This is a genomic window from Alexandriicola marinus (assembly GCF_004000435.1).
Lineage (GTDB): Bacteria > Pseudomonadota > Alphaproteobacteria > Rhodobacterales > Rhodobacteraceae > Alexandriicola > Alexandriicola marinus.
On sequence record NZ_RBVZ01000018.1, the window covers coordinates 1 to 11,857 of the forward strand.

Below are 11,857 nucleotides of genomic sequence, written 5' to 3' on the forward strand. Positions count from 1 at the left end.
AACCCGCCTTGCTCCGTAATTCAGGAAGGGGTCATCCTTGCGGGTGGCCCCTTTCCTGTTGCCCCAAGACCTGCGTCCGGCCACAGAAGGTGGCGAGGGATTGCGGAAGGGCGGCAGATGCCGGGTCTCAGGTTCAACCGGGATTTCATGTCGCTCTGGGCGGCGCAGGCCGTCAGCGCGATGGGCGCACGTGTCACGCGTACAGTCTTGCCTATGCTGGCGCTCCTGACGATCGGAGCCTCTGCCTCCGAGGTTGCGATCCTGTCTGCGCTTGGCGTCGCGCCGGGGCTTCTGGTCAGCCTTCTGGCAGGCGGAACGGTCGACCGCAGCCCGAAGCGGCGTCTGATGATCGCGACCGATCTTGGCCGGGCGGCGCTCCTCTTGACCGTGCCGCTTGCGGCCCTGATCGGCGGGCTCACCATGACGCAACTCTATATTGTTGCGGGGCTGGTCGGCGCTGGAACCATCCTGTTCGACATCGCGGACAACACGTTTCTGCCCGCGATCGTGGGCAGAGACAGGCTGGTCGAGGCGAATGCCCGGCTCGAGGCGACAGAGGCCGTGGCCGAGGGGGCCGGGCCATGGCTTGGCGGTGTGCTGGTCGGTGCGATCGGGGCGCCGATGGCGATCCTCGTGGACGCGCTCAGCTATCTTTGGTCGGCGCTGTTCCTGCGCCGCATTTCGGTCGCCGAAAAGCATGTCGCCCGCACCACGGAGGATGGCACCGGCCTGTTATCCGACGCGGTCGCGGGGGTGCGCACGGCGCTTGCCGATCCGGTCGTGGGCAGGTTCCTGATCGCCGCGTCGATCCATGCGGTGGGCGGGGGCGTGTTCATGGCGCTCTACATGGTGGTCGTGATCGATACGCTGTCACTGGGCCCCGGCCTTGTCGGCTTCATCATCGGGGCGGGGGGCGTCGGATCAGCCTTGGGGGCCTTGGTCGTCGGCCCTGTCCGGTCATGGCTGGGGACGTCGCGGGCCCTTGTCCTGACCTTCGGCATCGGCATGGCGTTCGATTTCGCGGTGCCGTTCTCGCTGGTTTTTCCCGATCACGCGGTTCTCCTTCTTCTGCTGGCGCAATTGGTGGGCGACGGGTTCATGACGGCGTTCATTGTCCTCGCTCTGAGCGTACGGCAGGCTCGGGTGCCCGAGGCCCGTCTGGGCCGGGTCAATGCGACGTTCGAACTGTTCGGCGGCGGCGCGGTGCTGATCGGCGCCCTGATGGCGGCGGGCGTCGTTCTGGTGCTGCCGGTGCAGTCGGTGATCTGGGGGGCGGCGCTTTCCGGGCCGCTGGCCTTGCTTGTCCTGCTGGGGCTGTGGCGTCGCGCGCTCTAGGTCCGGCCGACGGCTTGGGCGCACAGAGCATTGGCATTCTGCAGGGCGCGTGTGAGATCGGATCGGGCGGCCTCTTGGTCCGGCGTCCCCGCCCGGCGCGAAAGGGGGCTGGAAAACCTGTCGAAACGATACGCACCCGTGGAGAATGGCAACGGAAGGATCATCCTGTCCCAGCTTCGCACCCGGATGTGCCGGCGCGTTCCCCATGCGAAAACGTAAACGGGGCGCCGCGCCGCGCGCGCCCAATCCAGAGGCGCTGATTTCAACTGCTGCCGCGGTCCATCGGGCCCATCGCCGGTGATCGCGATGCTGGTTCCGTCCTGTGCAGCCAGCAGGACCTGCCGGACAGCTGCCTGATTGGGCTTGCGCCTGGACATGGCAGCGGCGTCCAGCCCGAATTGCCGTTGGACGGCCCCCGCGACCCGGGCGATCGGACTGGGATCGCGAATTCCGGTGAGGGGCCCCTGATCTGCAGGCCACAGGGCCGGCCCCATCAGAAGAGATTCGTGCCACAGGATCACGATGACCGGGCCATCGCGCAGGTCCCGGCCCAGCTGATCGAGGCCTTCCGCCTGCCAGCGGGTCGTCCGGTGACACAGCCGGATCCAGGCGGCCAGGCACAAGCCCAGGGCTTCTGCAAGCCCGTCGGAGCGTTCAAGCCGTCGCCTAAGCCTGTTGAACAATGCCATGTGTCCGTGATCCGGAAAAACGATCTGCCGGATATCCCACCCCAGACCAGTGCTGGCAAGTATGCGCCCCGTAGCGCGCCGGTTTTCGGGGCCAATTCCCGGGTCCACAGGACTGGTCGTGCCAGACCCTGAATTTCCGAGACAGGCGTATTTTTTGGGCGCCGACCGGCGGGCCGGTCAACATGAGGGCGGTTCCCTGACCATTGTTCTTTGTCGAACCGCGTCCATGTGGTAATCGATTCGGTGTTTAAGAGTTAAGATTGATTTAAGCTAAAGGATTATGTCGGGAGGCTCTTTATGGACCCCTATGACTTTGAAGCTGATCTGACGTTCGACAATATTGATGCAACCCTGACAGTCAGTCAGGTTCATGCGGAGGCTTACGGGAACGGATACGGCGGATTTGTCGACGATGATGGTCTGCTGACATTCGAGTTCGACAATGGTGGTCGCGGTGTGATCATCGAGTTCGACACCTACGATATCGACTGGAATGGCGAAGTCTGCGTCTACCTCAATGGCGAGGCCGTCGGCGCCGCTCTGAAGACCGGCGGTGATACGGCCGGACCCGGTCGGGCGGCGATCGATGCCTCCTACGTCATTGACGGGGTCAACGTGCTTCAGTTCGCGGCGCTTGAAGGCTCTGACATGACCTGGGGCGTTTCGAACATTCTCGTGACCCCTGAACCTTCCCTCGTTTTCGGGGAGTTCATAGACGAGGAGTTCGGGCATCGTTTCGGAAATTCGATCGAGACCGACGGGCGCGTCAGCTTTCAGTTCTTCTATCAATCGCCCGAGGACATGACCCTCTATGTCCGTGGCTATGACATTGATTTCTTCGGCGAGGTCGAGGTCTTCATGAATGGCGTGTCCTTGGGCTACATGGAGGCCGGGCCCGACAATGGCCTGATCGGATCGTCATTCGAAATCGCCGCCGCCGACATTCTGTCGGGCAGCAATGTGATTTCCTTCGAGGCCACGAGGTCGCTCGAATGGGCATGGGGAGTAACGGATCTGATCCTTCTCAACTCCGGGATCAACGTCTCGGAGATGGCGATCGATCCCGAGTTCACGGATGACGGCTGGGTCACCTGGCAGGAAGCCGACCAGATCTACATCGGCAAATACGATCCGAATTCCGGCGCCCTTCTCGAGGTTCTGAACGCAAGCGTCGGTGGGGCGTTGCCGTTCTACGTGACGTATTACGGCTCGGAATTCGTGACGACGGCGAATGGTCCGGTCGCTTTGGGGATCTCGGAATCCGGGATCATCTATCTCGACGAGAACGAGTCCTACTACCTTGAGGGAACCCAGGGGTACCGCGTCGGCTTCCTGCCCAAGGGGGATTATGACGGCCTGAGGTTCACCATGGTTGACCTCGATTACTGGGTCTATGACGGCGGGGTCGCCGAAGTGTTCCTTTGGGACAACGGCGAAATCTCGCTGCTCGATTTCGGCGATCCGACCACGCGCGCGATCACATGGCTGAACGAAAGCGAAGTCGCGATATTCAGCGAAACTCAAATGGGCGTCTACAACGTCGATACCGCCGAGGTGACCTGGATCACCGAAGATGTCTACGACGAAGGCTATATCGCCGCGCTCGAGACGACGACGGGCGAGAAATACATCTCGATCCTGCATGACGACGGATTTACCGACATCTGGACGGAGACAGCGAACGGATGGGAACTGTGGCGGAGGCTTGTGCTGCCGGACGAGATTTTCGGCGAATACCTTTTCTCACCAGAGTTTCAGGAACATAACGGCAAGCTTTACCTGATGGGCATCAGTGCCGAGTTGCCGACGACGACCGACCTGACGGCCATCGTCATCTACGACATCGAGGCCGACGCATGGAGCCAGGTGAGCGATGTTCAGTTCGCCTTCGATCCGGAGATCGTGCCGCTCGAGAATGGTGGGTTCTCGCTTTACTATCGCAACAGCGCGGACGGCATCACCGAATGGTTCAACGTCACCCTCGAAGAGGTCGAAGCGCTTGCCGTTCCCGGTGTCGTGACGCCGCTGCCTGAAGGCAGAATCACTGGCCAGACAACGATCGCCGTCGCGCCCGGCCTTCTGAACATGTCGTCCATCGGACCGGTCAACCTGACGTCTAGTGGCAGTGTGGTCAGGCTCGATGACCCGCTATCGATCGTCGAGAGGATGGCGGGAACAGAGGACGGGAGCCTTGAGGCCGAAGATGTGTTCGAGGCCCGCTCCGCAAGGGCATTGGCCGATATCTTCGACTTCGATCTTCCGCGTCTGATGGATGAAGACAGACCACGCAGCGACGTTCTGGCGGCCAACCTCTCGACACTCGCGGCCCCTGTCTGATCGGTTTTCTGATCGTTCGTCACGGGTTCAGGTGCGATGGCTTGCTCTTGGGCGCGGTATCCTCTTGATCCGCTCTGCAAAGAGCGTTAGTCCGACGGCGGCCTAGGGGTATAGCTCAGCTGGTAGAGCGACGGTCTCCAAAACCGTAGGTCGCGGGTTCGAACCCTGCTGCCCCTGCCAAATCTTTCCAATGGTCTGGCGTCAGAAATCACCTTCCTATGCGGCGATTTTGCCAAGCGCCGTCTGGCCGTCGGTGGGGGCGATGTATCGCGGCCCGGGAGTCCTGCCGCAGACCTGGACCTGAGCGACGATTCGGGGCAGGCACGGGCCCGGACAATGCGGTGCTTGATTATCGGCGCCGTCCGGCATATTTCCGACGAACCCGAACGAGGACTCATCCAATGGCTTCCAAGTCGAACCCGCTTCAGTTCATCCAGGAGACCCGCGCCGAGATCGCGAAGGTCGTCTGGCCGACGCGACGCGAGGTCACGCTGACCACGATCATGGTATTTCTTCTTGCGGTGACGGCTGCGATATTCTTCTCGCTGGTCGATTGGGGAATCCGCTCCGGCCTTCAGGCTGTTCTGAACTTCTTCGGCGGCTGACGCCGACCCGTCACGCTGCTGCCGCTTCTCTCTTGAATTGGTGCGGCGTAGGCTGTAATGACCCGTTCGATATGACGGCGCGCGACCTTGACAGGCGGCGCGCCGATTTCGTTTCAGGGCGCGCGTCCGGATGGCGCGAAAAACAACCCGGTGCCTGGCTCCGGGTCCAGACGGCAAGGTGAAAGCTGATGGCGAAACGGTGGTATTCGGTAAGCGTTCTGTCGAACTTCGAAAAGAAGATCGCCGAACAGATCCGGACCAAGGTGACTGAGCAGGGTCTGGAGGATCAGATCGACGAGGTCCTCGTTCCGACCGAAGAGGTGATCGAGATTCGCCGCGGCAAGAAGGTTCAGACCGAACGTCGGTTCATGCCCGGCTATGTGCTTGTCCACATGGAAATGTCGGACGAAGGCTACCACCTGATCTCCTCGATCAACCGCGTGACCGGCTTCCTTGGTCCGCAGGGCCGTCCGATGCCGATGCGCGATGCAGAGGTCGAGGGTATCCTCGGCCGTGTCGCCGAGGGCGAGGAGACCCCCCGCACGCTCATCCATTTCGAAGTGGGCGAGAAGGTCAAGGTCAACGACGGCCCGTTCGAGGATTTCGACGGCACCGTCGAAGAAGTCGACGAAGACAACCAGCGCCTCAAGGTCACGGTGTCGATCTTTGGCCGGGCCACCCCGGTCGAGCTGGAATTCACGCAGGTCAGCAAGCAGGGCTGATCCCCCGGGGGGGCTCGGCCCTTGCGTGGCTCTGACGGGCAGTGTATCTGCCGCCATCGTCGCCCATCGGGCGACGATTCCATTGTGGGAGGCAAGGCGCGCGCGCGCACCGAGCCGGACCACGCAACGAAAAGCCCCGAGGTCGCGACCAAGGGGCGTTGATAAAGGAGAGAACCATGGCCAAGAAGGTTATGGGGCAGCTCAAGCTGCAAGTGCCCGCCGGGCAGGCGAACCCTTCGCCGCCGGTCGGCCCCGCGCTCGGTCAGCGTGGCATCAACATCATGGAATTCTGCAAGGCGTTCAACGCCAAGACCGCGGATATCGATCCCGGTTCGCCGATTCCCACGGTGATCACCTATTACCAGGACAAGTCGTTCTCGATCGACACGAAGTCCCCGCCGGCCTCTTACCTTCTCAAGAAGGCTGCCGGTCTCAAGCCGGTCGGCAAGCGGAACCGCCCGCAGGGCTCGCCACAGCCGGGCAAGCAGACCGTTGCCACCGTGACGGCAAAGCAGCTGCGCGAGATCGCCGAAGCCAAGATGGGCGACCTGAACGCCAATGACGTCGAAGGCGCAATGAAGATCATCCTCGGCTCTGCAAAGTCGATGGGTATCGAGGTGAAAGGGTAAGTCATGGCCAAGCTTGGAAAACGCACCCGCGCCGCTCGTGAAGCCTTTGCCGGCAAGGAAAACCTGACGGTCGCCGAGGCTGTCGATCTGGTGAAATCCAATGCCAACGCGAAATTCGACGAAACGGTCGAAATTTCGCTGAACCTTGGTGTCGATCCGCGCCACGCCGACCAGATGGTTCGCGGTTCGGTCAACCTGCCCAACGGCACCGGCAAGACGGTCCGTGTGGCGGTTTTTGCCCGGGGTCCCAAGGCGGACGAAGCCAAGGAAGCCGGTGCTGATATCGTCGGAGCCGAGGACCTGATGGAAACGATCCAGAGCGGCAAGATCGAATTCGATCGCTGCATCGCAACGCCCGACATGATGCCGATCGTCGGCCGTCTGGGTAAGGTGCTTGGCCCGCGGAACCTGATGCCGAACCCCAAGGTCGGCACCGTGACCATGGACGTCAAGGAAGCCGTGGCCGCCGCCAAGGGTGGGCAGGTCCAGTTCAAGGCCGAAAAGGCCGGCGTCGTGCATGCCGGTGTCGGCAAGGCCAGCTTCGATGCCAAGGCACTCGAAGAGAACATCCTCGCCTTCGTCGATGCCGTCTCGAAAGCCAAGCCCACGGGCGCGAAAGGCACCTACATGAAGAAGGTGTCGCTCAGCTCCACGATGGGTCCGGGCGTGTCGGTCGATGTGACGTCGGCCACCGGCAACTGAGCCAGTCTCTTTTCGATAATCACCGGAAAGGCGCCCCAAGGGGCGCCTTTTTCGCATCTGGGGACCAGCCATCAGGCCGGGATTGTCTGAAATCTGCTCTTCGGCTATGAAATGAGGGGGGCGGAACGTCATTCGGTCGAAGAGTTTTCAGGATTTGCAATGTCCGCACCCGGCCTTCCTTCAACTCTCGTTCGTCAGTCACGCCGTTTGACGAGAAAGCTTGCCCGTGGCCCGCTGGGTGCGACGCGAAATGCCCTCGCCGCGCGGTTATCCCCTGCCGATCCGAAACGCCGGCTGGTCTTGTGTTGCGACGGTCGGGTCCATACCAGCGAACAGCTGTTTGCCCCGGTCCACCGCCATGCCTCACTGCTGGCGCGGCGCTTCGGGATAAGTGTCGAAGCGCTGCCGTTGCAGCGATTGATGACACAGGGGCCCGCGGCCCTGCGCGGCGCAGAAATCCTGGGCCTGATGTTGCCTTACGACATGCCGCCTGCCGACGAGGCGCGGATCGTATCTGCGATCATCAGCCCGCTGAGGAACGCAGGCACAAAGGTGATCCTGTTCGATGGGGACGATGACCTTGGCATCTTGTGGCCGGAGGTTCTGAAGTCCGCCGATCTTTGCGTGAAGAAACATGTCTTCGCCGAGCGGTCGGAGTATCAGCGCAGGATGATCGGCAAGTCGAACCTGACGGATCATGCGGCGCGCGCCTTTGGTTGGTCATTCGAGGACAACATGATCCCGGCCTCTGGCGGCCACGGACCGGATGCGATTGCCCGGATCCGGACAGGGTGGAACATCGCGCTCGATGACAAGATCGTCGATTTGGCGCGCGATATGCCCAGACCCCGTGCCGAAGGTCGCACGATCGACATTCTTTGCCGTGCAAGCGTAGGCCCGGAAATCTGGACCTATCCATTGCGAAATGGCGCCGTTGCCGCGATCGAGGCACTGGCCGGCCGGTTTGCCGTTCATGCACCGACCGACCGCGTGTCGCAGGGGGACTACTATCAAGAAATGCTTCGCAGTCGCATGTCGCTCAGTCCTTTCGGCTTTGGCGAGATCTGCTGGCGGGATTTCGAGACGATGCTCTGCGGTTGCCTGCTCATCAAACCGGATATGGGCCATCTCGAGACTGCGCCCGACCTGTTCGTCCCCGGGGAGACCTATGTGCCGGTCGCGTGGGATTACTCTGATCTGGGCGATGTGGTGGCCCGATACCTGTCAGATGAAAAAGCGCGCGACGACATCGCTCAAACCTCGCGGCGCCGGTTGCTGGATGCCATGGCGCCGGGCTGGTTCCTCGACCGTTTCGCGGCCGAGGTCCTTCAGCCGTTAGGTTTTGGGCCCGCCTAGATCAGCCCCCAAAGATCGGCATCCGTATACCACGCCTCGGTGCTGAAGGCGTCGAGCCCGTCGCGTTCGTTGATCAGCAGGATTTCCTCGATGTCGATGACCGTCAGCCCGATCGAGGCCAGATCCTCGATGGGGGACGCCCCGTCGAGAGCGTCCTGGTAGGCCTGAAAAACCTCAGCCTGCACGACCAGATAGAGCGTATCGAACCCGTCCCCGCCATCGAAGGTCTGCGTGCCGTAGTCGGGATCGGGGCCGAGCAGAGCGGCATCCGTCCAGATGAACGTGTCGTCGCCCGTCCAGCCGCGCAGGATATCATTGCCCAGCCCGTCGATCAGAACGTCGTTGCCCTGACCGCCGCCCAGCACGTCATCGCCCAGCCCGCCGGCCAGAACATCATTGCCCATGCGGCCAAAGATCCGGTCGTCGCCATCGCCACCCGAGGCCATGTCGTCGCCGCCCATCAGCATTACGGTATCCGAGCCCGATCCCCCGAAGACGACATCGTTGCCCGAACCCACGCCGATCGCGTCGTCACCGCCATAGCCGAAGACGATGCTATCGTCGGCGATGAAGGGCTGAAATATCGTGTCGGCGGCCTCGGTCAGCGCATTGAGCGTGCCCCCGCTCGCGGCCAGAAACTCCGTATATTGGGCGATCACCTGATGCAGCGCGGCTGTCGGGTGAAGCGAATCCCAGAACGCGAAAAGGTCCTCATCATATGCGTCGAGGATGTCCTGCGAACTCCCGGTGAGGGTGTCGGATTGCGGAGCCAGAAAGCCGAACCCCGTGGCGTCATCCGTCACGGCCTCGGTCAGTGCTTCGAGGGGCAGAACGGATATGTCGAGCCCCGGAAGCAGGTCGGCGGCGTCCAGGCGGAACTGATCGAGAGTGGCGTTGAACTGAGAGATGATCTCGTCTGCCGCAACCTTGATTTCGTCGCTCTGTTCAAAGAACGCGGGGAAGAAACTCAGCGAGGGAAGCGACATCAGGATGACGCTGCTCACCGCTCCGACGCTGTAGAGCGTGCTTGTCGCCTCGACGATCGCGTTGAGCGCATTGAGTGCCACGGCCTCGGCCAGATCGAGAAGCTCGCCCAGAGGCGCCGTCAGATCGAGATTGCCGAAGTCGTTCAACCCAACAAGCAGCACGGCGGTTGCGTTGCTGATATTGTCGGTCTGCATGTCGGCCATGAACCGGTCGACCTGGCCGCCAAGGTTCATGTCCCAGTCAAGAAGCGGATCACCCTCGTCAACCGTCACGAACGGCGTCAGGCCGAAGCCGGCGATATAATCCCCGATCGCCAGTTCACCCGCGGCTTCGCCGCCGGCGACGGCATAGTTATAGCTCGAGGCGACGTCCAGCTTGTCGACAAGAACTTCGGCCCAGACGGGGCCGTTGGTCGCGCGCCCGTCATCGCCAAGGGCATTGACGATGAATTGCGGCAGGATCAGTCCGGCCTGCGCCGCGAGGTTGCCCGGATCGGTGAGGCTATCGCCGAAGAACAGAAGCGGGCCCGTGGCAAGGGAGGCCGATGCGGGATCGCGTTCGGTTGCGGGGCCGCTCCACGCGGGCAAGACGCGCGCCTCGGCCTCGGCTGATGGCAGCGCGAGGGTGGTTGTAACGGTCTCACCGATGGTCATCTCCGGGGTGGTTTCATCGGGCGCGGTCAGCGATGAACTCGTGGTCGTCGGATCGTCGGCGCCGGACGTGACATCCGGTGGAACGGACGCGACATCGCGGCTGATGGCCGACAGGACAATCGGTTCGATTGCGATTTCACCACGCTTCGCCGGGCTGTCGGCGTCCTGGTTCCGTAACGGGAGATCGATGAATTCCGCCACACGACCGACGAGCGGTATCGAATTCTGGCTTGGCATGGCGCGCTCCGAATGAAATGCTGAAACAATGCCCTATGATTGAGCGCTTGGACTGGCCTTTGCAAGGCTTGGCCATGAGCCGCCGGGATTTTGGGGGTTGGAAATCCTTTGACAGGGGAGTAAGCAGCCCCTGCTGGAGAGCGCGCGATTCGTCACGCGCTCTGTTGCGTTTCGTCCGAGACGGTGGGTGGCCCGGATTTGCGGTCCATAATTCCTGCCTGAGACGGGATCAGTCAAGATTGAACGAGGGTTCTCCCGTCGCTCCAGTCTGGGCTCAGACCCGTTATACGGACCTCGACGGCGGGCAATCTTGTCCGCCCAACTGAGCCGGAGGGAAACCTCCATACTTGGAGTGAAACTGTGGATAGAGCCCAGAAAGAGAAAGTGGTCGAGGAACTCGGCCAAATCTTCGAAAGCTCTGGCGTCGTTGTGGTTGCCCACTACGAAGGACTGACAGTTGCCGAAATGCAGGACCTGCGTGCGCGTATGCGTGAAGCAGGCGGGTCCGTGCGCGTTGCCAAGAACAGGCTTGCCAAGATCGCCCTCGAGGGAAAGCCGTGCGAAAGCATTGCCAACTTCCTCACGGGCATGACCGTTCTTTCCTATTCCGAAGATCCGGTGGCCGCGGCCAAGGTGATTCAGAAATACGCCAAGGATAACGACAAGCTCGTGATCCTCGGTGGTGCGATGGGAGAGAGCGCTCTGGATCCTGCCGGTGTGAAGGCCGTGTCCGAAATGCCGTCGCGTGAGGAGCTTATTGCTTCGATCGTCGGCTGCATCGGTGCACCTGCCTCCAACATCGCGGGCGCCATTGGCGCACCTGCTTCGAACATCGCGAGCATTCTTTCGACCATCGAAGAGAAGGCTGCGTAGATCGCAATTGTCACATCTCGGGGCTTGATGGCCCTGGCGTTGGAACACACATAAACGAACGGAAAGCATGAAATGGCTGATCTGAAGAAACTTGCTGAAGAGATCGTGGGTCTGACCCTTCTCGAAGCCCAGGAACTGAAAACCATCCTCAAGGACGAGTATGGCATCGAGCCCGCCGCTGGCGGCGCTGTCATGATGGCCGGCCCCGCCGGTGGTGATGCTGGCGAAGCTGCCGAAGAGAAGACGGAATTCGACGTCGTTCTCAAGGAAGCCGGCGCCCAGAAGATCAACGTGATCAAGGAAGTCCGTGCCATCACGGGTCTTGGCCTGAAAGAAGCCAAGGACCTCGTCGAGGCCGGCGGCAAGATCAAGGAAGGCGCGTCCAAGGACGAAGCCGAAGAGATCAAGGGCAAGCTCGAAGCAGCTGGCGCAACGATCGAACTGGCCTAATTGGCCGGAAACCCGGAACCCGAATTTCTGGAATTCGGGCGGGGTCGGAAAAATCGCTGATTTTCCGACGGCCGAGACCGGGATGAAAACACTGGCTGGGCCCGCGAAATGCGGGTCCAGCCGAACCTGTCTTGGAGGGGTGCAATCGCCGGCACCCGTCTTGGGTAGGTTCCACGGTCGGGAGGCATCCGGTGGGACGGATGCCACGCATGGACCGGAACAACCCGTTCTCGAAAGGGGTGTCAGCCGCGGCCCCGGCGGCTGTCTTCCCGCAGAGATGTG

At 61.7% G+C, this 11,857-nt stretch carries 11 protein-coding genes and 1 tRNA gene; 10 read left to right on the top strand and 2 right to left on the bottom strand.

Going from position 1 to position 11,857, the window contains the following annotated elements:
* Positions 1-117: 117 nt before the first annotated feature.
* Positions 118-1,335, top strand: a complete 1,218-nt coding sequence (locus tag EP376_RS20945; protein WP_127657467.1) for an MFS transporter — start codon at positions 118-120, stop codon at positions 1,333-1,335.
* Here EP376_RS20945 and EP376_RS20950 read toward each other — a convergent pair.
* Positions 1,332-2,024, bottom strand: a complete 693-nt coding sequence (locus EP376_RS20950) for a lysophospholipid acyltransferase family protein (RefSeq protein ID WP_127657468.1) — start codon at positions 2,022-2,024, stop codon at positions 1,332-1,334. The two genes, EP376_RS20945 and EP376_RS20950, sit on opposite strands and share 4 nt — an antisense overlap.
* Positions 2,025-2,321: 297 nt before the next feature.
* Between EP376_RS20950 and EP376_RS20955 the strand changes: the two genes are divergently transcribed.
* The 7 genes from EP376_RS20955 (at position 2,322) to EP376_RS20985 (ending at position 8,375) form a co-directional block, all read left to right on the top strand.
* Positions 2,322-4,361: a hypothetical protein gene (locus EP376_RS20955; RefSeq protein WP_127657469.1), complete on the top strand. Its 2,040-nt coding sequence runs from the start codon at positions 2,322-2,324 to the stop codon at positions 4,359-4,361.
* 104 nt (positions 4,362-4,465) lie between these two features.
* Positions 4,466-4,541: transfer RNA gene (locus tag EP376_RS20960), tRNA-Trp, on the top strand.
* Positions 4,542-4,762: 221 nt separating this feature from the next.
* Positions 4,763-4,966 carry a preprotein translocase subunit SecE gene (secE, locus tag EP376_RS20965; RefSeq protein WP_127657470.1) on the top strand — a complete coding sequence of 68 codons (204 nt, stop codon included), beginning with the start codon at positions 4,763-4,765 and terminating at the stop codon, positions 4,964-4,966.
* A 188-nt stretch (positions 4,967-5,154) separates the two neighbouring features.
* The gene (gene nusG, locus EP376_RS20970) at positions 5,155-5,688 is read left to right on the top strand and encodes a transcription termination/antitermination protein NusG (RefSeq protein ID WP_127657471.1); all 534 of its coding nucleotides are present in this window, start codon (positions 5,155-5,157) and stop codon (positions 5,686-5,688) included.
* A gap of 176 nt (positions 5,689-5,864) precedes the next feature.
* Positions 5,865-6,317 carry a 50S ribosomal protein L11 gene (gene rplK / locus EP376_RS20975; protein ID WP_127657472.1) on the top strand — a complete coding sequence of 151 codons (453 nt, stop codon included), beginning with the start codon at positions 5,865-5,867 and terminating at the stop codon, positions 6,315-6,317.
* 3 nt (positions 6,318-6,320) lie between these two features.
* Complete coding sequence (rplA, locus tag EP376_RS20980) at positions 6,321-7,019, top strand: 50S ribosomal protein L1 (RefSeq protein WP_127657473.1); 699 nt, start codon at positions 6,321-6,323, stop codon at positions 7,017-7,019.
* Between the two features lie 159 nt (positions 7,020-7,178).
* Positions 7,179-8,375 (top strand): glycosyltransferase, encoded by a 1,197-nt coding sequence (locus tag EP376_RS20985; RefSeq protein WP_203331040.1) that lies wholly within the window; start codon positions 7,179-7,181, stop codon positions 8,373-8,375.
* Here the strand turns inward: EP376_RS20985 and EP376_RS20990 are convergent.
* Positions 8,372-10,252 carry an SGNH/GDSL hydrolase family protein gene (locus tag EP376_RS20990; RefSeq protein ID WP_127657474.1) on the bottom strand — a complete coding sequence of 627 codons (1,881 nt, stop codon included), beginning with the start codon at positions 10,250-10,252 and terminating at the stop codon, positions 8,372-8,374. The genes EP376_RS20985 and EP376_RS20990 overlap by 4 nt on opposite strands.
* 360 nt (positions 10,253-10,612) lie before the next feature.
* Here EP376_RS20990 and rplJ point away from each other — a divergent pair, with 360 nt between their 5' ends.
* Both rplJ and rplL read left to right on the top strand, forming a co-directional pair.
* Positions 10,613-11,125 carry a 50S ribosomal protein L10 gene (gene rplJ / locus EP376_RS20995; RefSeq protein WP_127657475.1) on the top strand — a complete coding sequence of 171 codons (513 nt, stop codon included), beginning with the start codon at positions 10,613-10,615 and terminating at the stop codon, positions 11,123-11,125.
* Between the two features lie 72 nt (positions 11,126-11,197).
* Positions 11,198-11,575, top strand: coding sequence for a 50S ribosomal protein L7/L12 (rplL, locus tag EP376_RS21000; RefSeq protein ID WP_127657476.1), 378 nt, complete (start codon positions 11,198-11,200; stop codon positions 11,573-11,575).
* Positions 11,576-11,857: the final 282 nt, after the last annotated feature.

Coding starts and splice junctions, on each gene's coding strand:
- nusG (WP_127657471.1), top strand. CDS start 5,155: ATGGCGAAACGGTGGTATTCGGTAAGCGTTCTGTCGAACTTCGAAAAG.
- secE (WP_127657470.1), top strand. CDS start 4,763: ATGGCTTCCAAGTCGAACCCGCTTCAGTTCATCCAGGAGACCCGCGCC.
- rplK (WP_127657472.1), top strand. CDS start 5,865: ATGGCCAAGAAGGTTATGGGGCAGCTCAAGCTGCAAGTGCCCGCCGGG.
- EP376_RS20950 (WP_127657468.1), bottom strand. CDS start 2,024: ATGGCATTGTTCAACAGGCTTAGGCGACGGCTTGAACGCTCCGACGGG.
- EP376_RS20945 (WP_127657467.1), top strand. CDS start 118: ATGCCGGGTCTCAGGTTCAACCGGGATTTCATGTCGCTCTGGGCGGCG.
- rplL (WP_127657476.1), top strand. CDS start 11,198: ATGGCTGATCTGAAGAAACTTGCTGAAGAGATCGTGGGTCTGACCCTT.
- EP376_RS20955 (WP_127657469.1), top strand. CDS start 2,322: ATGGACCCCTATGACTTTGAAGCTGATCTGACGTTCGACAATATTGAT.
- rplA (WP_127657473.1), top strand. CDS start 6,321: ATGGCCAAGCTTGGAAAACGCACCCGCGCCGCTCGTGAAGCCTTTGCC.
- EP376_RS20985 (WP_203331040.1), top strand. CDS start 7,179: ATGTCCGCACCCGGCCTTCCTTCAACTCTCGTTCGTCAGTCACGCCGT.
- EP376_RS20990 (WP_127657474.1), bottom strand. CDS start 10,252: ATGCCAAGCCAGAATTCGATACCGCTCGTCGGTCGTGTGGCGGAATTC.